At 51.0% G+C, this 20,524-nt stretch carries 16 protein-coding genes; 14 read left to right on the top strand and 2 right to left on the bottom strand.

What is annotated here, in order from left to right; all coding sequences use genetic code 11:
- Nucleotides 1–30 precede the first annotated feature (30 nt).
- From A0G03_RS12510 to A0G03_RS12485, 6 genes are all read left to right on the top strand, one after another.
- Nucleotides 31–462 carry a rhodanese-like domain-containing protein gene (locus tag A0G03_RS12510; RefSeq protein WP_048258245.1) on the top strand — a complete coding sequence of 144 codons (432 nt, stop codon included), beginning with the start codon at nucleotides 31–33 and terminating at the stop codon, nucleotides 460–462.
- A 187-nt stretch (nucleotides 463–649) separates the two neighbouring features.
- Nucleotides 650–1,126, top strand: a complete 477-nt coding sequence (gene secB / locus A0G03_RS12505; protein WP_011091811.1) for a protein-export chaperone SecB — start codon at nucleotides 650–652, stop codon at nucleotides 1,124–1,126.
- Nucleotides 1,126–2,145 carry an NAD(P)H-dependent glycerol-3-phosphate dehydrogenase gene (gene gpsA, locus A0G03_RS12500; protein WP_048258246.1) on the top strand — a complete coding sequence of 340 codons (1,020 nt, stop codon included), beginning with the start codon at nucleotides 1,126–1,128 and terminating at the stop codon, nucleotides 2,143–2,145. Before secB ends, gpsA begins: the two co-directional genes overlap by 1 nt.
- Before the next feature lie 140 nt (nucleotides 2,146–2,285).
- On the top strand, nucleotides 2,286–3,107 hold the full coding sequence (gene cysE, locus A0G03_RS12495) for a serine O-acetyltransferase (RefSeq protein WP_048258247.1): 822 nt from the start codon (nucleotides 2,286–2,288) through the stop codon (nucleotides 3,105–3,107).
- Nucleotides 3,108–3,421: 314 nt separating this feature from the next.
- Entirely contained in the window at nucleotides 3,422–4,075 is a 654-nt protein-coding gene (gene pagP, locus A0G03_RS12490; protein ID WP_048258248.1) for a lipid IV(A) palmitoyltransferase PagP, read from the top strand.
- Between the two features lie 236 nt (nucleotides 4,076–4,311).
- Nucleotides 4,312–5,211, top strand: coding sequence for a carboxylate/amino acid/amine transporter (locus A0G03_RS12485; RefSeq protein WP_048258249.1), 900 nt, complete (start codon nucleotides 4,312–4,314; stop codon nucleotides 5,209–5,211).
- Here the strand turns inward: A0G03_RS12485 and metR are convergent.
- Nucleotides 5,117–6,052 (bottom strand): HTH-type transcriptional regulator MetR, encoded by a 936-nt coding sequence (metR, locus tag A0G03_RS12480; protein WP_048258250.1) that lies wholly within the window; start codon nucleotides 6,050–6,052, stop codon nucleotides 5,117–5,119. The two genes, A0G03_RS12485 and metR, sit on opposite strands and share 95 nt — an antisense overlap.
- A gap of 104 nt (nucleotides 6,053–6,156) precedes the next feature.
- Here metR and metE point away from each other — a divergent pair, with 104 nt between their 5' ends.
- From metE to A0G03_RS12465, 3 genes are all read left to right on the top strand, one after another.
- Complete coding sequence (metE, locus tag A0G03_RS12475) at nucleotides 6,157–8,421, top strand: 5-methyltetrahydropteroyltriglutamate--homocysteine S-methyltransferase (RefSeq protein ID WP_048258251.1); 2,265 nt, start codon at nucleotides 6,157–6,159, stop codon at nucleotides 8,419–8,421.
- Nucleotides 8,422–8,967: 546 nt separating this feature from the next.
- The gene (locus tag A0G03_RS12470) at nucleotides 8,968–10,602 is read left to right on the top strand and encodes a methyl-accepting chemotaxis protein (RefSeq protein WP_048258252.1); all 1,635 of its coding nucleotides are present in this window, start codon (nucleotides 8,968–8,970) and stop codon (nucleotides 10,600–10,602) included.
- Between the two features lie 686 nt (nucleotides 10,603–11,288).
- A complete protein-coding gene (locus A0G03_RS12465; RefSeq protein ID WP_048258253.1) occupies nucleotides 11,289–12,950 on the top strand; it encodes a methyl-accepting chemotaxis protein in 1,662 nt (553 codons plus the stop codon).
- Between the two features lie 89 nt (nucleotides 12,951–13,039).
- Here A0G03_RS12465 and A0G03_RS12460 read toward each other — a convergent pair whose 3' ends face one another.
- Complete coding sequence (locus A0G03_RS12460) at nucleotides 13,040–13,867, bottom strand: dienelactone hydrolase family protein (RefSeq protein WP_048258254.1); 828 nt, start codon at nucleotides 13,865–13,867, stop codon at nucleotides 13,040–13,042.
- 334 nt (nucleotides 13,868–14,201) lie between these two features.
- Between A0G03_RS12460 and udp the strand changes: the two genes are divergently transcribed.
- The 5 genes from udp (at nucleotide 14,202) to A0G03_RS12435 (ending at nucleotide 20,496) form a co-directional block, all read left to right on the top strand.
- Nucleotides 14,202–14,972 (top strand): uridine phosphorylase, encoded by a 771-nt coding sequence (gene udp / locus A0G03_RS12455; protein WP_048258255.1) that lies wholly within the window; start codon nucleotides 14,202–14,204, stop codon nucleotides 14,970–14,972.
- A gap of 149 nt (nucleotides 14,973–15,121) precedes the next feature.
- A complete protein-coding gene (locus A0G03_RS12450; protein WP_048258256.1) occupies nucleotides 15,122–15,910 on the top strand; it encodes a tyrosine-protein phosphatase in 789 nt (262 codons plus the stop codon).
- 145 nt (nucleotides 15,911–16,055) lie between these two features.
- A complete protein-coding gene (locus A0G03_RS12445) occupies nucleotides 16,056–17,753 on the top strand; it encodes an Hsp70 family protein (RefSeq protein WP_048258257.1) in 1,698 nt (565 codons plus the stop codon).
- On the top strand, nucleotides 17,750–19,801 hold the full coding sequence (locus A0G03_RS12440) for a J domain-containing protein (protein ID WP_048258258.1): 2,052 nt from the start codon (nucleotides 17,750–17,752) through the stop codon (nucleotides 19,799–19,801). Before A0G03_RS12445 ends, A0G03_RS12440 begins: the two co-directional genes overlap by 4 nt.
- A complete protein-coding gene (locus tag A0G03_RS12435; RefSeq protein ID WP_048258259.1) occupies nucleotides 19,798–20,496 on the top strand; it encodes a DUF1266 domain-containing protein in 699 nt (232 codons plus the stop codon). Before A0G03_RS12440 ends, A0G03_RS12435 begins: the two co-directional genes overlap by 4 nt.
- The last annotated feature ends 28 nt before the right edge of the window (nucleotides 20,497–20,524 follow it).

The following is a 20,524-nucleotide window of genomic DNA, read 5'->3' as shown; positions in this document are numbered from 1 at the left end:
GCTTAACTGATCCGGGAGCCGTTACACCCCATGCAAGAGATTATGCCATTCGTTAGCAAGAACCCTATTTTAAGCATCGCCTGGGTTGCGCTGTTGGTTGCGGTAATTGTACTTACTGTGAAGAGTAAACTGTCGAACGTGAAAGAAGTGGTTCGTGGTGAAGCGATCCGACTGATTAATAAAGAAGATGCTGTCGTCGTTGATATCCGTAACCGTGACGACTATCGCCGTGGCCATATTGCCAGCGCATTTAACCTGTTGCCGATCGACATTAAAAACGGCAGCGTAGGTGAGCTTGAAAAACATAAGTCGCAGCCGATTATCGTGGTCTGCGCCAACGGTCTCTCTTCACGTGAAGCGGCCGATAATTTGCACAAAGCCGGTTTTGAGCGTGTGCAAGTACTGAAAGATGGTCTGGCTGGCTGGAGCGGTGAGAATCTGCCTTTAGTCCGCGGCAAATAAAACGGTTTGTGGTAAAACTATCCGCATCGTGCCATGTGCAGTAAGTCATTCACAGCCAAAATGGCCACGATTTCGCAGGATAACCGACAGGCTGATTGCAGTACGACAATGACAAAAATGTGCTGACGTCCGCCTACTCATGACGACGGAAGACGTCAAAAAATCTAACAAAAGGGTATTACTTAACATGTCTGAACAAAACAACACAGAAATGGCTTTCCAAATCCAACGTATCTACACCAAAGATATCTCTTTTGAAGCGCCGAAAGCGCCTCAGGTGTTCCAACAGGAATGGCAGCCGGAAGTTAAACTGGATCTGGATACGGCTTCTAGCCAACTGGCTGATGACATCTATGAAGTCGTACTGCGTGTGACCGTAACGGCTTCTCTGGGTGAAGAAACTGCATTTCTGTGTGAAGTTCAGCAAGGTGGCATCTTTACCGTTGGCGGTATTGAAGGGACTCAACTGGCTCACTGCCTGGGTGCTTACTGCCCGAACATTCTGTTCCCTTACGCGCGTGAGTGCATCACCAGCCTGGTTTCTCGCGGTACCTTCCCGCAATTGAACCTGGCTCCGGTTAACTTTGATGCGCTGTTCATGAATTACCTGCAGCAGCAGACCGAGGGTGAAGGTGAAGGCGCTGCGCAGCATCAGGATGCCTGATGAACGCGTCTGACGCTTCCATGACCGTCATCGGTGCCGGTTCATACGGCACCGCATTAGCCATTACGCTGGCGCGTAATGGCCATCGAGTCGTGTTGTGGGGTCACAACCCTACGCACATTCAGGCGTTACAGGCCGCTCGCTGTAATCAGGCATTCCTGCCTGATGTTCCTTTCCCCGATTCGCTACAGTTGGAAACGAATCTGGCGCAGGCGCTCGCTGCCAGCAGAAACGTGCTGGTTGTCGTGCCGAGCCATGTATTCGGTGATGTTTTGCGTCAGTTGAAACCCCATTTGCGCGCCGATGCACGTATCGTGTGGGCGACCAAAGGGCTGGAAGCAGAAACAGGGCGTCTGTTGCAGGATGTCGCACGCGAAGCGTTGGGTGAAACGATCCCGCTAGCGGTGGTATCTGGCCCGACATTTGCCAAAGAATTAGCGGCCGGCATGCCGACAGCTATTGCGCTTGCATCAACGGACAGTGAATTTGCTGATGACCTGCAACGGCTATTGCATTGCGGGAAGAGCTTCCGTGTTTACAGCAACCCGGATTTTATCGGTGTGCAGTTGGGCGGAGCGGTGAAAAACGTCATTGCCATCGGTGCCGGGATGTCTGACGGCATTGGGTTTGGTGCTAATGCACGTACCGCATTGATCACTCGCGGGCTGGCGGAAATGACCCGGCTTGGTGCTGCATTGGGCGCTGATCCTACTACCTTCATGGGAATGGCTGGGCTTGGCGATCTGGTGCTGACCTGTACTGATAATCAGTCCCGTAACCGACGCTTTGGCATGATGCTGGGGCAGGGAATGGATGTGCAGAGCGCACAGGATAGCATTGGTCAGGTTGTTGAAGGATACCGCAATACGAAAGAAGTATTGGCATTAGCGCAGCGCTACGGCGTTGAAATGCCAATTACTGAGCAGCTTTGGCAGGTTCTGTATTGCGGGAAAGACGCTCGAGAAGCGGCGCTGAGCCTGTTGGGGCGCACGCGTAAAGACGAAACCGCCAATTTATAAAACACGTCGTTCTATGCTGGGCTTCCTAATCTTGGAGGCCCATAGTATCTTCATTTTCTTGTGTACGAGCGGCGGGCTAACAAGCCTGTTGTTTGGAACAGATATACGTTGTGATGTGTGGTATCTCGGAGAGTAAGGCAATGTCGACAGAAGAACTGGCACTGGTCTGGACCAATATCAAAGCAGAAGCGCGCAGTCTCGCAGACTGTGAACCGATGTTGGCCAGCTTTTTTCACGCCACATTGCTGAAGCACGAGAATTTGGGTAGCGCACTGAGCTACATGTTGGCGAATAAGTTAGCCAATTCGATTATGCCTGCGATCGCTATTCGTGAGGTGGTTGAAGAAGCCTACAGTGCCGATCCACAGATGATTGTCTCTGCTGCGCGTGATATTCAGGCCGTCTGCCTGCGCGATCCGGCGGTGGATAAATACTCTACGCCGCTGCTCTACCTGAAAGGGTTTCATGCATTACAGGCTTACCGCATTGGCCACTGGCTTTGGTCTCAGGACCGCAAAGCGTTGGCGGTCTATTTCCAGAATCAGATCTCAGTTTCTTTCGGTGTCGATATTCACCCGGCTGCGAGAATCGGCTGTGGGATCATGCTCGATCACGCAACAGGCATTGTGATCGGCGAAACAGCCGTGGTTGAAAATGACGTCTCCATTCTGCAATCCGTTACGCTGGGTGGTACGGGCAAAACCAGCGGCGATCGTCACCCTAAAATTCGTGAAGGCGTGATGATTGGCGCAGGCGCTAAAATCCTGGGGAATATTGAGGTAGGCTGCGGCGCGAAAATTGGCGCGGGTTCTGTCGTGCTGCAATCCGTTCCTCCACACACGACGGCGGCAGGGGTGCCAGCCCGTATCGTCGGTCGTCCGGAAAGCGACAAGCCCGCCATGGATATGGATCAGTATTTCAACGGTATCAACCGTGGCTTTGAATACGGCGACGGTATTTGACCCTGCGGCGTTAACGATTCACGCTATTCAAGCTGAGATGGAGGCCGGCATTTTATCTCCATCAGAATATAAACTACCGAGAAATAAGGTGGTTTTTTGTTATTTCGGCTAGGAAACGTCTGAAAGCATCTCTGAACTTACCATCTATTTAGCCACAGTTGCTGTTTATCCCTTCATAATAGGCTGCTTTGATTTCCCCGTTTATATAGGCAGATTGCGTAAGTTGAACTATATATTCTGGTAACGATCAGAATAGTTTTGTTCGGATCACTTTTGTTTGAATGGAATCGTGACGCTGTTACAGAGAACCTTATATGTATTTGAAGCGAATTTTAATCATGTCAAGTTTGATTACACTACCCGTTGTTCCTTTTTTAAGCTACGCAGCAGAAAGCATAAATAATGTGGGGACAAATAATACGAGTAGCACGACGAATCTCGCACCCGCTGCGGCTGATGCCAAGGATTCGGCATCGGAAAAGCATGAGGAAAGCTGGTGGCAGAAAAGTAAAAATAATCTATCTACGACCTGGAATTCGCCACAGAGCCACGATATCTATATCCCGACCATCACCTGGCATAACCGCTGGACATACGATAAAGAAAAGACCGATAGATATAATGAAAGGCCGTGGGGCGCGGGTTACGGCGTTTCCCGTTTAGATAAGGACGGGGACTGGCACGGGCTTTATATCATGGCGTTTAAAGACTCCTATAACAAATGGGAGCCTATCGGTGGCTACGGTTATGAAAAGCGTTGGCGGCCAACCAGCGATCAGGATTTTCAACTGGGCCTAGGCTTTACGGCAGGTTTCACAATGCGTGATAACTGGAACTATATTCCAATTCCCGTCTTGTTGCCTTTGGCATCAATAAGCTACAGCAAACTCTCTTTTCAGGCGACTTACATCCCCGGAACATACAATAACGGTAATGTTTTCTTTGCCTGGTTCAGATGGCAGATTTAATTCTTAGGTCACTGAGCCTCTTTTATTTTATAAAAAGAGGCTCTATTTCTTCTGTAATAAAACATATTTAGCGGCGCAATGGCTATCTTGGCAAAGGTTATTTAACGCCATGCCTCCTCATTGTTGAGTTTATTTTCTGGTTGTCCATTATTTAACCCAATGTAAACCACATTGACTGAAATTCATTCAGCCATCTCCGCTACAATGGCGCTACTTTTTTCTCAGTGGATGCTGTCGTGCCATTACTTATTATCACCACTATTTTGTGGGCATTTTCATTCAGCCTGATTGGCGAATATCTGGCGGGTCAGGTCGATAGCTGGTTTTCTGCGATGTTCCGTTTAACTGCCGCAGCAGTGGTGTTTTTGCCCTTCTTACGTTGGCGGGGCTACGCGCCGCGCGTCATTTTCCTATACATGTTAGTGGGTGCTTGCCAACTGGGTATCATGTACCTGTTTGTGTTCCAGGCATACCTGTACCTGACCGTACCTGAGTTTTTACTCTTCACAGTGATGACGCCGTTGTACGTTACGCTGATTTACGATCTGCTTGCTCGGCAGCGCCTGCGCTTAGGCTACGCGATGAGTGCGCTGCTGGCGGTATTCGGGGCGGCGGTGATCCACTATCACGGCGTGAGTGAGCACTTCTGGTGGGGATTCCTGCTCGTGCAGGTGGCTAATGTGTGTTTTGCCGCTGGTCAGGTTGGTTATAAGCGTCTGATGGAGATTCATCCTGTGCCGCAGCACTGCGCGTTTTCCTGGTTTTATCTGGGAGCTGCGATTGTGACGATAGCTGCATGGCTGCTCTTCGGTAATATGGGTAAATTGCCCACCACAACCTTGCAGTGGGGCGTGTTGCTCTGGCTGGGGATTGGCGCTTCTGGTCTTGGTTATTTTATGTGGAACTACGGCGCAACTCAGGTGGATGCCGGAACGCTCAGCATAATGAATAACTTCCACGTGCCAGCCGGTCTACTGGTCAACTTCGCCATCTGGCACAAAACGCCAGACTGGCTGAGCTTTATCGTGGGGACGGCGATCATTACGTCCTCGTTGTGGGTACACCAGCATTGGGTCGTGAAGCGTCCTTTACGAACGGCAAATGATCACAAGCGTGCTGACGCGCCGAACGAGTAAACGCATCAATGACCGGTTGGCGCTGCTCTCCGTCGCGGACAGCGGCGTACAACCGGCTCCAAAGCCCATCACCCAGCGATTTGGTCACAATCAGCCCTTGGCGTTCAAAACTTTCCACCACCCAGTGCGGTAATGCGGCGATGCCCATGCGGGCGGCGACCATCTGAATCAACAGCAGCGTATTATCCACGCTTTTCAGCGCAGGACTGACGCCCGCTGGCTGTAAAAAGTGACGCCAGACGTCCAGCCGTTGCCGCTGTACCGGATAGATCATCAGGGTTTCGGTGCTGAAATCTTCCGGTTCGATTTTTTCTTTTTTTGCCAGTGGGTGTTCGGGAGCCAGTACCAGCCTGACTTCAAAATCAAACAGAGGCGAATAGTGCAGACCGCTGCGCGGCATAATGTCCGAAGTCATGACCAGATCCAGCTCGCCTTGCTGGAGTGCGGGCTGCGGATCGAACGTCACACCCGATTTAAAATCCATCACCACCTGTGGCCAGTGTTGGTGAAATTCGTCTAGCGCAGGCGTCAGCCACTGAATACAGCTGTGACACTCGATTGCCAGACGCAGCATGGTTTGGTGCGGCTCATGACACGCTTGCAACGCCTGCTGAATTTGCGGTAACACCTGCTCTGCCAACTGCAGCAGAATTTCTCCCTGAGGCGTAAAGCGCAGCGGTTGGCTTTTACGCACGAATAACCTGAACCCAAGGCGCTGTTCCAGATCGCTGAACTGATGGGATAACGCCGATTGGGTTTGATGAAGTGCAGCGGCAGCGGCGGCTAACGATCCAGTATTACGCAGTGCTTGCAGCGTTCGCAGGTGTTTAAATTCGATCATGAGAGTCCTTCACAGTGACAGTGAACAAATTGCGCTTGTGCTTACTACAGTACCTGCGGATTATGGATGTGTAAACATCTGGACGGCTAAATGAGGAGTTAACGATGGCGATTGTGAATCACACACTGGGTTTTCCGCGCGTTGGACTACGCCGTGAACTGAAAAAAGCACAGGAAAGCTACTGGGCAGGTAGCGCAACACAGGAAGAGTTGCTGACTGTTGGACGCGAGCTGCGTGCACGTCATTGGCAACAACAGAAGGATGCTGGCGTTGATCTGTTGCCAGTGGGTGATTTCGCCTGGTACGACCATGTGCTGACGACAAGTCTGCTACTGGGTAACGTACCTGCACGTCATCAGAATGAAGACGGCTCTGTCGATCTGGACACGCTGTTCCGCATTGGCCGTGGACGTGCACCAACCGGTCAACCTGCCGCTGCGGCAGAAATGACCAAGTGGTTTAACACGAACTATCACTACATGGTGCCGGAATTTACCAAAGGGCAGCAGTTCAAGCTGACCTGGACACAGTTGCTGGATGAAGTCGATGAAGCGCTGGCGCTGGGTCATAAAATTAAACCTGTTCTGCTAGGCCCAGTTACCTACCTGTGGTTGGGCAAAGTGAAAGGCGAGCAGTTTGACCGTCTGTCGCTGTTGCAGGACATTCTGCCGGTTTACCAGCAGGTGCTGGCTGAATTGGCGAAGCGTGGCATTGAGTGGGTGCAGATCGATGAACCTGCACTGGCGCTGGAACTGCCGCAAGAGTGGCTGGCCGCGTTTAAACCGGCTTACGATGCACTGCAAGGTCAGGTGAAACTGCTGCTGACGACCTATTTCGATAGCGTTAGCCAGAATCTGGAAACGATCAAAGCGCTGCCGGTCCAAGGGCTGCATATCGACTTGGTTCACGGTAAGGATGATGCCGCTACGCTGAGCGCCCAACTGCCTGCTAACTGGGTACTGTCTCTGGGTGTGATTAACGGGCGTAACGTATGGCGTGCTGACCTGAGCAGCTGGTTCGAGCGTTTACAACCGCTGGTGGGGACGCGCGATCTGTGGCTGGGAAGTTCATGCTCACTGCTACATAGCCCTATCGATCTGAGCGTGGAAGTCCGTCTGGATGATGAAGTGAAGAGCTGGTTTGCCTTTGCGATTCAGAAATGTGCGGAACTGTCACTGCTGTCACAGGCCCTGAACAGCGGGAACGGTCAGGCACTGGAGGCCTACAGCGCGCCGATTCGTGCTCGCCGCACCTCTACCCGTGTGAATAACGCGGCCGTTGCGCAGCGTCTGGCGGCTATCACCGCACAGGACAGTCAGCGCCAGAACGTGTATTCGGTGCGTGCCGATGCTCAGCGCGAGCGCTTTAATCTGCCTGCATGGCCGACGACCACGATTGGTTCTTTCCCACAAACCACCGAAATTCGCGGCCTGCGTCTGGATTTCAAACAGGGGCGTCTGGACGGTAATAACTACCGCACCGGTATTGCTGAACACATCAAGCAAGCTGTGGCTGAGCAGGAGCGTCTGGGTCTGGACGTACTGGTACACGGTGAAGCTGAGCGTAACGACATGGTCGAGTACTTCGGTGAGCATCTGGATGGGTTTGTCTTTACCCAGAATGGTTGGGTGCAGAGCTACGGTTCTCGCTGCGTGAAGCCGCCGGTCATCATCGGTGATGTGAGTCGTCCAGAAGCAATCACCGTTGAATGGGCGAAATACGCACAGTCTCTGACTGACAAGCCGATGAAAGGCATGCTGACAGGTCCGGTGACGATCCTGTGCTGGTCTTTCCCGCGTGAAGACGTCACACGTGAAACCATCGCTAAGCAGATTGCGCTGGCGCTGCGTGATGAAGTTGCCGATTTGGAAGCCGCAGGCATTGGCATCATCCAGATTGACGAACCGGCGTTGCGTGAAGGTCTGCCGCTGCACCGCTCGGATTGGGATGCTTATCTGGCCTGGGCAGTGGATGCCTTCCGTCTGAATGCCGCTGTGGCGAAAGACGATACGCAGATCCATACCCACATGTGTTATTGCGAGTTCAACGACATCATGGATTCTATTGCTGCGCTGGATGCGGACGTGATTACGATTGAAACCTCTCGCTCCGATATGGAGTTGCTGGAGTCGTTTGAAGAGTTCGAATATCCGAATGAAATCGGTCCAGGCGTTTATGATATCCACTCCCCGAACGTTCCGAGCGTGGAATGGATGGAAGCCCTGCTGAAGAAAGCGGCACAGCGTATTCCTGCTGAACGCCTGTGGGTGAACCCGGATTGCGGTCTGAAAACCCGTGGCTGGCCGGAAACGCGTCAGGCTCTGGCAAATATGGTTCAGGCAGCACAGCGTCTGCGTAAAACCCAGTAATATTAATTGCTGATGACATCAGGGAGGTATCGCCTCCCTGATTCTTTTATGCCTTGCTAATAGATAAAATACGCATTATTTCCCATTCCTCCCGATTTTTTATTATTTTCTCTCTTCATTTTTTTCCTTCCTAAAAATTAACTATATTGTCTTTCCTTTAATAAAATAACTGCGCTATCCCCCTTTTTTTCTGCATCAACTGGTCGGTTATTTTCCAGAAATGAATATTTATCTGCTATCGAGACATCTATTATTCAGCGGGTTTAATCGACATCGCCATAAAGCTAGTGAGCATTGTGCCGATAAGGTAAACGGCATGGCGGCGGCTCAAGATGTACTCATCGATCGAGGTTGCTGTATTTTTTAACGTATTACTTATGTTGAAAGTTCACCTGCAATTACTCCTTAGTGGGTATTTAAAATATACCCATTAAGCATATTTGTTTTCCCGAAAAAAAACGATTAATTGCCACTCCGTGACGTTATTAAACGGACGGTGGCTGTGCGCAGTAGTCATTATTATTTATTACCTAAAAGGAGTGAGATGTGAATTTAGCGAATTGGCGTATTGGCTATCGATTAGGCGGCGGATTTGCCATCTTGATTCTGATGTTATTTACCGTGAGTATTTTCTCTCTCTCTAAACTGTCCGGCTTTCAGGATGGTGCCAGAGATATCGTCAAAGAGGTTTACCCACAAACGGTGGATGCGAATGACCTCATCGATAACGTGAATGGGCATTTTGTCGCTTATTTGCAGATGATGCTGGTGTCCGGTAAGGAGCAGCGTCAGGGGTATGTCGATCGGATCATGGCATACCGCAAAGAGATTAGCCGCCTGCTTGATAATCTGGAAAGCAATGCCTCAGGAGAGCTTTCTCGTAAACAGGTAGTGACTATCCGCGCGCTTCGTGCCGAGTTCATAACGTCCGGTGACAAAATTATTAGTGATGCGCTGGCGGGCAATAACGACGTCGCTGTAGAAGAATTCAATAGCAACCTGAACGTGATTCAACGCAAATACCGCGAGTCGGTGAAGCAGTTGGTGAATTACCAAAATGACGCGATGAATAATTCTGTCGAGACCATGGCCGAGGTGTATAACAATACTCGCATGATTTTACTGATTATTTTGGCGATGGGTGCTGCATTTGGGGCGCTGATTGCCTGGGCGATTACCCGCAGCGTAACCCGACCAATCGAGCAGGCTTTGCAAGTGGCAGACCGAGTGGCGCAGGGCGACCTGACCTCACGTATCACCGTTACCAGCAAGGATGAAACCGGATTGCTGCTGCAATCATTGGATCGTATGAACACCAGCCTGAGCTCTATTGTCGGCCAGGTGCGTGATGGGGCGGAAACGATTTCGACTGCGGCATCGCAAATCACGGCAGGGAATCAGGATCTGTCATCGCGCACAGAGGAACAGGCCAGTTCGCTAGAAGAAACGGCAGCCTCGATGGAGCAGTTGGCATCCACCATTAAAAACACGGCGGAAAACACCCAACAGGCGACGGAGATTGCCAATAAGGCCACCGGTGCTGCGCAAAAAAGCGGTGATGTCATGCTTTCTGTGACGCAGAAAATGCGTGGGATACGTGATTCGTCTCAGCGTATGGCGGAGATCATTGGCGTGATTGACGGCATTGCGTTCCAGACCAATATTCTGGCACTGAATGCGGCGGTTGAGGCGGCACGTGCGGGCGAACAAGGGCGTGGTTTTGCAGTAGTGGCGGGGGAAGTGCGTTCACTGGCACAGCGTAGTGCGACTGCCGCACGGGAGATCAAGGACTTAATCGACGATTCCGTGAGCAAAATTCGCGAAGGTATGGATCTTGTCGATACTGCTGAAGAAACAATGGGTGGATTAACGGCTCACGTGAAGGACGTACACGGCATCATCAGTGAGATTTCACAAGCCAGCCGTGAACAGAGCGATGGGATTAACCAGATGAATCTGGCGATTGGACAGATTGATACCACGACCCAGCAAAACGCGGCTCTGGTTGAGGAATCCGCTTCTGCGGCTCTGTCGCTGCAATCGCAGGCTTCTGTTCTGGCAGAGGCGGTGAGCGCGTTTAAAATACAGTCTTATAGCCACGATAGCGCCAGTTCTTATGCGCCGATGCCGATGAGCACGCCAACGCTGTCTCTAGCGCTGATGGGGGCGAAGAAAGCGTAAACTTACCGCAATAATTTGGCCGTGTTGCAACGTGCCGTCTATTCCCGCAGGGGGGCTGTGCCTCCCTGATTCTGTTATTTCGATAGATAGAGTAAAGACGGGTTTTCCTCTTCTTATTCAGCCTGTTATCCTTTTTTAAGAAAAATTCGCATCTCTTTATTTTTAATATCAAACATGTCTGACTATCCTTTTATGTAATTGAGACGTTATTAATGTTAATTATTGGTGGATTAATCTGTGATTTTTCCGATCGAAACTTGATTTCTGATAGTTAAAATCTATTTATTATCTATTTTTGAATGATTTAAACGATCAAATTGTAAAGATAAGAAACAAATTGCCGATAAAATGAATAACACAGGAACGGCTATGGATGCACGAATACGGAGAGGGAAGGTCATCATCTCACCTCGATAACGTCTCTGCGGTCTTATCAACCGTATTTGTACTACTGTTAGATTTATTGCCACTTTTACACCTCAACATCTGAGGGAAACTATTTGATTTTTGATCGCGCCTCTCATGCTGAGAGCGTGCGTAGAAATGCCTGCCTAAAGGTATCTCTGGTGCGTCAGAGGGAAACCGCTTTTTCCTTCAGATAGCCAGCCATTCTCCGCCCTGTGGTTCCACAAGCTGCGACATGTGCGCAATTGATATTGCTATGCATTACCTAAAAGGAGTGAGACATGAATTTAGCAAACTGGCGTATTGGTTATCGATTGGGAGCGGGATTTGCCATCCTGATTGTGATGTTGTTCGTCGTGAGTATTTTTTCCCTGTCTAAGCTATCCAGCTTTCAGGATAGTGCCAGAAGCATCGTGAAGGATGTTTATCCACAGACGGTGGATGCCAATAATCTCATCGATAATGTCACCAGTATTTTGGTTGCCTATCAGCGGCTCATGCTGGTCTCTGATCAGGTGCAAATTCAGACAAACGTTACGCGTGTGAATGAGTTCCGTCAGGAAATTGGTCGTCTGCTGGACAAGCTAGAAAGCCAAACCGTTGAAGAACGTTCGGTCACCCAGCTACGTGCTATCCGCGCGATTCGTACCGAGTTTCTGAAATCTGGCGATAAAATCATTAGCGAAGTCGTGGCGGGCAATCGGGAAGCGGCGATCGAGGAGTTCAACAATAATCTGAACGTGGTACAGCGGCAGTACCGTGATGCAGTGAAGCAATTAGTGAATTACCAAGATGATGCGATGGACACCTCCGTTGAAGCCATGGCAGAGGTATACAGTAATACCCGCATGATTTTATTGCTGATTTTAGTACTGGGTGCCGTATTTGGGGCGTTGATTGCGTGGTCGATCACGCGCAGCGTAACCCGACCGATACAGCAGGCTTTGCAAGTGGCAGACAGAGTGGCACAGGGCGACCTGACCTCTCGCATCACTGTTACCAGCAAAGATGAAACGGGATTGCTGCTGCAATCGTTGGATCACATGAACACGAGCCTGAGTACGATTGTCGGGCAGGTGCGTGACGGGGCGGAAACGATCTCAAGCGCGGCCTCGCAGATCGCCGCAGGGAATCAGGATCTGTCATCGCGCACCGAAGAGCAGGCCAGCTCACTGGAAGAAACGGCAGCTTCAATGGAACAGCTGACCTCTACCATTAAAAATACGGCGGAAAACACGCAGCAGGCGACAGACATTGCGAACAAAGCCTCTGGTGCTGCTAAGCAAAGCGGTGACGTCATGGTTTCCGTCACGCAGAAAATGCGTGGGATACGTGATTCATCCCAGCGTATGGCTGAGATCATTGGCGTGATTGACGGCATTGCCTTCCAGACCAATATTCTGGCGCTTAACGCAGCGGTTGAGGCGGCGCGTGCAGGCGAGCAAGGGCGTGGTTTTGCGGTGGTGGCGGGGGAAGTTCGTTCTCTGGCACAGCGCAGTGCGACAGCCGCTCGTGAGATTAAAGATTTGATCGACGACTCCGTGAGCAAAATTCAGGAAGGGATGTCGCTGGTGGATAACGCCGAAGAAACGATGAGCGGCTTAACGGGCTACGTGCGGGATGTGAATGAGATCATCAGCGAAATCTCTCAGGCCAGCCGCGAACAGAGCGACGGGATTAACCAGATGAACCTGGCGGTTGGGCAAATTGATACCACGACCCAGCAGAATGCGGCGCTGGTTGAAGAATCGGCCTCGGCGGCACTTTCCCTGCAAGCACAGGCCTCTGTTCTGGCAGAAGCGGTGAGCACATTTAAACTGCTGTCGTATGGCAACGGCAAAACTGCTTCTTACGCATCAGCACCAACGCGTACACCAGCGCTGTCCTTAGCGCCAGCAGCGGCGAAAGATCAGGGTAACAACGGTGATTGGACGACGTTCTAAGGTTGGCTTTGTAAAACGCTGAAACCCAAACGCCACCGTTGTTCGGTGGCGTTTTAGATTGTAGGTAAGAACGAAAACGTGTGATGGTGTTACGCCACACCGTTTTTCTGAAACCATGCCAGCATACGTTGCCAACCGTCACGAGCGGATTCTTCATGGTAGCTAGGGCGATAATCGGCATGGAAAGCATGTCCGGCATCAGGGTAGACAATAATTTCTGCCGTCGCGTTGGCTGCACGCAGCGCCTGCCGCATGATATCCACGTGTTCTAGCGGAATACTCCCGTCTTTCGCGCCGTATAACCCCAGCACAGGCGCTTCCAATTCTGTTGCGATATCGACAGGATGTTTGGGGCTATTCAGCGTTTTCTCACCGGTAAATTTGCCGTACCAGGCAACGGCGGCTTTGAGCTGCGGATTATGCGCGGCGTAGAGCCAGGTGATGCGCCCGCCCCAACAAAATCCCGTTATCGCCAGCTTACTGGCATCGCCACCCTGTTTAATCGCCCAGTTGGCGGTGTGATCGAGATCGGACAGCACCTGCGAGTCAGGAACCTTATGCACCAACTCGGTCAGGATTTGCTGAATGTCGTTATATTGGCTAGGGTCGCCCTGACGAAAATACAGCTCTGGCGCAATAGCCATATAGCCCTGCTTAGCCAGCCTGCGGCAAACATCCTGAATGTGTTGATGAACACCGAAAATCTCCTGCACCACCAGGACAATAGGGAATGGCCCGTCATGGTTCGCCGGTCTGGCGATATACGCGGGTAGCTGTTCCCCCTGAGAAGGAATGGTGGTTTCACTGGCAATGATACCGACAGAATCCGTCGTAATGATGGAGAAGCTCTGCGGTTCCACTGCTGGGGATAACCCTTGTGGAAGATGTTTGAAGGTCGTCTGTTCATCAGTCTTCATTACGCGCTCTCCTGTTACCAGCCAGCTGGCTTTCATATAAAGAGGGATTTCAGAACATCGATGATAAATACTATCAATGATTAAAGAATCTACACTAGAAGACAATTAATCGGCAAAAATGAATTACCCACTCGATAAAGAGTGATTCAAGTCACATTTTTTATGTATGTTAATGTCCGTTTCTTTTTTGTAGGTGACTCTCGTCACTTAAAAAAATGGAATGATGCGCTAGAGTCTTTTACTGGACGGACGCTTACAGACTGCGACAAGCAGCATAGATGAGGCGTTCGGCACGATTTCTCTGAATACCCAACTGATTGCCCGGGAGGCAGTTATGTCTACATCTGATGTGTTCCATCTTGGTCTGGTTAAGAACGATTTACAGGGCGCAACGCTGGCTATCGTGCCTGGCGATCCTGAGCGTGTTGAAAAAATTGCTCGCCTGATGGATAACCCGGTACATCTGGCATCACACCGTGAATTTACATCCTGGCGTGCTGAGCTGGACGGCAAAACGGTGATTGTCTGCTCGACAGGTATTGGTGGGCCGTCAACGTCAATCGCGGTAGAAGAATTGGCACAGCTCGGTATTCGTACTTTCCTGCGTGTTGGCACGACGGGGGCGATTCAGTCTGGCATCAATGTGGGTGATGTATTGGTCACCACCGCAGCCGTCCGTCTTGACGGTGCGAGCCTGCACTTTGCGCCGATGGAGTTCCCAGCCGTTGCTGATTTCGGTTGTACCACCGCGCTGGTGGATGCAGCGAAGGCGTCGGGTGCGGCATTGCACGTTGGCATCACGGCGTCTTCCGACACGTTCTATCCTGGTCAAGAACGTTATGACACCTTCTCTGGACGCGTGGTACGTCGCTTCCGCGGTTCGATGGAAGAGTGGCAGAGCATGGGTGTGCTGAACTATGAAATGGAATCCGCCACGTTGCTGACCATGTGCGCCAGCCAAGGGTTAAAAGCGGGCATGATCGCGGGTGTGATCGTGAACCGCACCCAGCAGGAAATTCCAGATGCGGCGACTATGAAGCTGGCCGAAACCACCGTCATCAAGGTGTTGCTGGATGCCACTCGCCGTTTATTAGCGGCTGAATAAGCACAAAAGTTGATGGTATTTTGGGCTGGTCATCGCAGAGGCCAGCCTTTATCCTAATAACTTGTTCTGGTTTATTGGGTTAACCTGCGACGCGCTCTGCGTGTGTAATACGGTTGCCTTGCTCGCCTTTCAACCTCGCAAGGAGATGTATGACCGAACCAACGTTGCTTCATCCCTCTTTATTACCGCTGGACGGCGGAATCAATTTCCGTGATTTAGGTGGCAACCGGGCTGCTGATGGGCGGCTTATCCGACACGGTAAACTTTTTCGCTCTGGCTCGCTGGATCTGCTGAGTCAGGCGGACTGTGAACACCTTGCTGGCGTGCCTATTTCTCATGTCGTGGACTATCGGGATGCCGATGAAATTGCGCAGAAGCCCGATATATTATGGACTGGAGCCAATTATCACGCCTATCCAGCTAATCCATTACGCCACGAAGTGACAGCCAATCTGGATTCGTTGGGATCTGATGTGTTGGCGGCCTTTGATTCCCGAGCGTTTATGTTGGAACTCTACCGCCGCTTGCCTTTCAATAATTCTGCCTATAAACAGCTGGTGTCGTTGCTATTGCGATCGGATGAGGGTGGGCTGGTGCAGCACTGCGCGGTGGGTAAAGATCGCACGGGTATCGGTTCGGCGCTGGTGATGTTTGCGCTGGGGGCAGATGAGCAAACCGTGATGGAAGATTACCTGCTCACGGACACGACACTGACGCCATTCCGCCAGCAGCTACTGGCGCATTTGTCGGAAACGCTGAATGAGAAAGCGCTCGGGCAGTTCTCTTATGTGCTATCAGTACAGGAAGAGTTCATCGTGACGGCGTTGCAGGCTATCTACGAACGACACGGATCGATCGATAGCTGGCTTGAAGTGGAATACGGTCTGGATAATCGTGCGCGGAATTATTTGCAGGATAAATATCTGATTGCAGGATAATTACCTGGTTTATTTTACAATAATGCGTTTTTCGAATCCGTTATTGTGGTCATAATTAGTTCTCTTATCGGTTCATTTTACTAAGTTTAACCAACGCCCGATGAATTTCATCAGGCGTTTTGCGTTTGTTAAATCAGGGAGGAACATGTCTCATATCATAGGGATAGATTTAGGTACGACAAACAGTTTGGTTTCCTTCTGGGATGGCGAGAAAGCCGTACTGATCCCCAATGCACACGGTGATTACCTCACTCCCTCGGTTATCGGCCTTGATGATAACGGCGATCTATTGGTCGGTCGTGTTGCCAAAGAACGCTTGATTACTCACCCACTTAAAACCGCAGCATTGTTCAAACGCTACATGGGGACGAAAAAGTCCTACTCGCTCGGCGATGTACAGACCTACCAGCCTGAGGAATTATCTTCTTTTCTGTTACGCGTGCTGAAAGCCGATGCTGAGGCATTTCTTGGTGCGCCCGTGACAGAAGCGGTCATCAGCGTGCCGGCTTACTTTAATGACAAACAGCGTAAAGCAACGCAGATTGCAGGGCAGCTCGCCGGCCTTAAGGTAGAGCGCTTGGTGAATGAACCGACCGCGGCTGCGCTAAGTTACGGCTTACATGTTAATGATCCAGAAAGCCGTTTTTTAGTATTCGATCTGGGCGGTGGCACCTTTGATGTGTCGGTCCTGACGCTGTTTGACGGCATTATGGAAGTGAATGCCACAGCAGGGCACAACATGCTGGGGGGCGAAGATTTTGTCGATACGCTGGTCAAAGCGTTTCTGAATGTGCATGCGTTGACGTCGCTCGGCTTGTCTGAAATGAGCCGCCTGCGTCAGCATATCGAAATGATGAAGCGCGAGTTAACGCTGCAACACGAGGCGACGATAGCGCCAGAGTTCGGTGGTGTAGCGTATCCGTGGCATCTTACCCGCGATGATTTCGAATCACTTTGTGCTCCTTTAATTGATGCGTTACGGCAGCCTATCGAGCGGGCATTGAACGATGCAGCCATTACTCCGCGTGAGTTGAATTGTGTCATTCTGGTCGGGGGAGCCAGCCGTATGCCCGTGGTAAGAAGCCTGGCTGCCAGGCTGTTCGGCCAGTACCCGGTCGCGACGTTAAACCCTGATGAAATCGTAGCGTTGGGTGCTGCGGTGCAGGCTGGGCTCAAGGCGCGTAGCCAAGGGTTATCGGAGGTCGTGCTGACCGATGTGTGCCCGTTTACTCTAGGGTTGGAAACGGCACGTCGCTTGCCGGATGGACACCTGGAAAGTGGTTATTATACGCCGATCATTGATCGTAATACGGTCGTCCCCGTGAGCCGGGAAAAGGTGTTCAGCACTTGTCATGAAGGGCAAACCAATATGTTGTTGCAAATCTATCAAGGAGAAAGTCGTCTGACGCGCAATAACGTCAAATTGGGTGAGCTGGAAATTGAGTTTCCGCCCACACCAGAAGACGAACCCATTGTGCGGGTGCGTTATACCTACGATATCAACGGCATTTTGGAAGTGCAGGCGACAGACCTCCATGAGGGCAACAGTAAATCAACGATTATCCGCAATGATAGCTGCGATTTGTCGGACGTTGAGATTCAGATGCGCTTACAGCAGTTGGCAGAGATAAAAATACACCCGCGTGAGCGTATGGAAAGTCGACTGTTACTGGCGCGCGGTGAGCGTTTATATGAGCAATTAACGGGCGGAGCACGAGAGCGCATCGCACATGAATTGCAAGCCTTTGAAGATGCATTGGAAACGCAGGACACCTTGCATATTCGCCGGGTAACAAAAGAGATACAGAGCGTATTTGATGAGATGGAGCCTCATTCGTTATGAAAACGTCATGCTGGGTATTTTTAGGGATTGAAGAAACGGTCGACCAAATGGCCATTCGACGTGCGTATGCGCGTTTGTTACGGCAGCATAATCCAGAAGATGACGCCGAAGCGTTTAAAGTGCTCCGTGCAGCGTATGAAGATGCGCTCTTGCAGGCACGCTATCTGGTGGCTAAAGGGGATGTCGAGCAGCAGGGAAATCCTGCGCCAGAGACGGCAGCAGAGGCTAAGAACATTAGCAATCCTGCGGCTAATACAGCGAACGATGACATTGCTGTGATGCAGGATACGATGCAGCAAATTGCAGCGATAAAGCAGCGTGTGGCGACAATCTATGCGGATTTTCAGTGCCGTATCGACGATGACGTTTGGCGTGACGTGCTATCGACATCGGTACTAGACCGTCTCGAAATCAAACAGCCTGTTTCACTGTGGCTGTTTGGCTTTTTAGGCCAATGTGCTTTCTTGCCAGACTCGGTGAAGCAATGCTTATTGGAGACGTTCGACTGGGAACAAAACTTGCTGTTGCTAAAGCGGCACTATTCACCACAGCAGGTGGAGGATGTGCTGGAATGGCTGAATGATGAAGATGTATGGCATATCCCAGTGCGGGGGTTGCGGTTTCCTTCCGGTATAACTGGCGAGGATGTAGACCGCTATTTCCACGATCGGGAACAACTGGTTCGCCTCGTTTATCAGCATGATAATGCGGTATTTGATCGGCAACTGGCGCAGGTGTTATCGCGAGAAATCTGCGATCCAGAGCTGCTCTGTTGGGCTATAACCCACTACCATCACCTTGGTGATTTTTCTCCTGCTCGCGAGTGCTGTCGTCAATTAATTGCGATGGTGCCGGAGCAAATAGACGGTTACCTGCGGTTAGCGCAGATCGAGTTGGATGAGCAACAGTATCTGCTTGCAGCCGATGCGTTTAATCAGGTTCTTGAGATGCAAAGCGATCACGCCGTGGCGTTGAAGGGATTGGCTGGTTGTTTTCTGGCTCAAGGGCTGTTCTTTGAAGCTCGGGAACTGTATCGCTATCTCTGCACGCTGGTGCCGTATGACGTAGAAGCGCAGATTCAGGTGCTTAAAATCAATGCGCAGACGATTGCTGGTGGCTTCACAACGATTAAACCAAAGCGTTACAGCATGGAATACTGTGAAGAAGTCGCAGAATGCTACCTGCAAAATGGTGCTTATACGCTGAGCATCGATTTTATCCAACATCTGATGGCGCGCGCGGAACACAACGCTACGTCACCTTGGCGCGTAATCCGAGGCAGTATTTTTGAGGTCATCTACCGCTCACTTTTCGTCAAGCATGGCGATTTCAGCCAGCGTCATCTTTCCTCGACGCTCTATATGACACTTGGCGATGCCTATTATCGGATGAAGCAGTATGAGAACGCACGGCAGGCCTACACATGGGCGATGGAGGAAGCGCAGCGGCAAGAAGAGAATGGCTACGATGCGCGGATTCGCTTAGCGCGAACCCTGTACGAAATGGAGACGTACAAGGACATGATCCCGCTATTGGAAAATGTATTGAGCTATCATCAGGACAATTCCGAAGTCTGGTTTATGCTCTCGGAGGCTTTCCGTTTTACTGATGAACCTGATAAGGCGTTGACGTGTGTGGATAAGGCGATTGCGCTGGATGCATCACATTGGGTGTATTTTTCCGCCCGTTCGATAATGTTGCTTTATACCTTTCATCGTTACCATGAAGCGTTACCCGATCTGGATTTTGCGGTGAGGTGCAAACCGTCCGATGATGGACTCTGGCATCGTCGCGGTATATGTCTAAGTCGCTTAGGGCGACACCGTGAAGCGATAGACTGTTTTGACGAAGCGATCGAGTGGGGCACTCGGCGGCCGATTACCGCGCTGGAATTGTTGAAATCTGCCTTCGAATTAGGCCTGTATGACAAGGCTCAGCATGGCGTGAGGCTATACCAGGAATACGGTGGCGATATGGATGATATCGGCGAGTGGTTGATGAAACTGGAGCGGATAGCGCCGGGGCGGCAGGGAGTAGATAACGCATGAGCGTAGAAAACCAGGAAAATACGCAGCTTTTATCCAAGATTCAGCTATGGGGACTGGGGTTGTCAGCCATTCTGACGGAAATGAATCGCGATCGGCATGATGTGCTGGATGGCGGTGGTGATAAACAGGAAGCGCTGGGGGCGATCCGACATATTCTGAAACGGGATTGGGGCATTGAAACTCGCGAAGCGCTGCTGCGTCAGATCCATCGACTGATCAATGGCCACGGGCACGGGCCTGGTTACCGCCGTCTACAGCATAGGTTGTCTGCGATGTCTGAAGCGGAGATAGATGCGTATATTCAGCGCCGTCGGCATGACGAAGAACATTACAGTGAATTGCTGATAGTGAGGCTCAATCGGTTTGCGTTGGATCGTACTGGGATTGATGCCTGGGACGAAGGGCGTAGCGTCAATCTGTGCCGCTGGGGTATGGCTGTGGGCATGGTGGGCGAAGAGGAAGGTTGGGATATGATCATGTCTATGGCGCGGGATGCGCAACAGAAATATGACAGCTGGTATCACTTTGCCATTAGTTACGTGGTCGGACGGCAATATTGGCGCTCACTGGTGACGGAGGATTTTATTAACGATCAGATGGATATTCTGCGTCGCTTAGCGGGTAATCCTGAAAGCCCGTGGAACACGTTGGACTGGCGTTTACCGCTAGGTAGTACCACGGCGGTTATCCCTTAACCAATGTACAGGAGGCCTCTCTGTTGAG

Origin of the sequence: Pectobacterium peruviense (assembly GCF_002847345.1) — a bacterium.
GTDB classification, from domain to species: Bacteria; Pseudomonadota; Gammaproteobacteria; order Enterobacterales; family Enterobacteriaceae; genus Pectobacterium; species Pectobacterium peruviense.
The sequence above is the reverse complement of the archived record's forward strand: the minus strand, read 5'-3'. Positions and strand labels throughout refer to the sequence as shown.

Bases quoted from the DNA above. Each gene is read 5' to 3' on its own strand.
- udp (WP_048258255.1), top strand. From the start codon at position 14,202: ATGTCTACATCTGATGTGTTCCATCTTGGTCTGGTTAAGAACGATTTA.
- secB (WP_011091811.1), top strand. From the start codon at position 650: ATGTCTGAACAAAACAACACAGAAATGGCTTTCCAAATCCAACGTATC.
- metR (WP_048258250.1), bottom strand. From the start codon at position 6,052: ATGATCGAATTTAAACACCTGCGAACGCTGCAAGCACTGCGTAATACT.
- A0G03_RS12450 (WP_048258256.1), top strand. From the start codon at position 15,122: ATGACCGAACCAACGTTGCTTCATCCCTCTTTATTACCGCTGGACGGC.
- metE (WP_048258251.1), top strand. From the start codon at position 6,157: ATGGCGATTGTGAATCACACACTGGGTTTTCCGCGCGTTGGACTACGC.
- A0G03_RS12435 (WP_048258259.1), top strand. From the start codon at position 19,798: ATGAGCGTAGAAAACCAGGAAAATACGCAGCTTTTATCCAAGATTCAG.
- A0G03_RS12440 (WP_048258258.1), top strand. From the start codon at position 17,750: ATGAAAACGTCATGCTGGGTATTTTTAGGGATTGAAGAAACGGTCGAC.
- A0G03_RS12510 (WP_048258245.1), top strand. From the start codon at position 31: ATGCAAGAGATTATGCCATTCGTTAGCAAGAACCCTATTTTAAGCATC.
- A0G03_RS12460 (WP_048258254.1), bottom strand. From the start codon at position 13,867: ATGAAGACTGATGAACAGACGACCTTCAAACATCTTCCACAAGGGTTA.
- A0G03_RS12465 (WP_048258253.1), top strand. From the start codon at position 11,289: ATGAATTTAGCAAACTGGCGTATTGGTTATCGATTGGGAGCGGGATTT.
- gpsA (WP_048258246.1), top strand. From the start codon at position 1,126: ATGAACGCGTCTGACGCTTCCATGACCGTCATCGGTGCCGGTTCATAC.
- cysE (WP_048258247.1), top strand. From the start codon at position 2,286: ATGTCGACAGAAGAACTGGCACTGGTCTGGACCAATATCAAAGCAGAA.
- A0G03_RS12445 (WP_048258257.1), top strand. From the start codon at position 16,056: ATGTCTCATATCATAGGGATAGATTTAGGTACGACAAACAGTTTGGTT.
- pagP (WP_048258248.1), top strand. From the start codon at position 3,422: ATGTATTTGAAGCGAATTTTAATCATGTCAAGTTTGATTACACTACCC.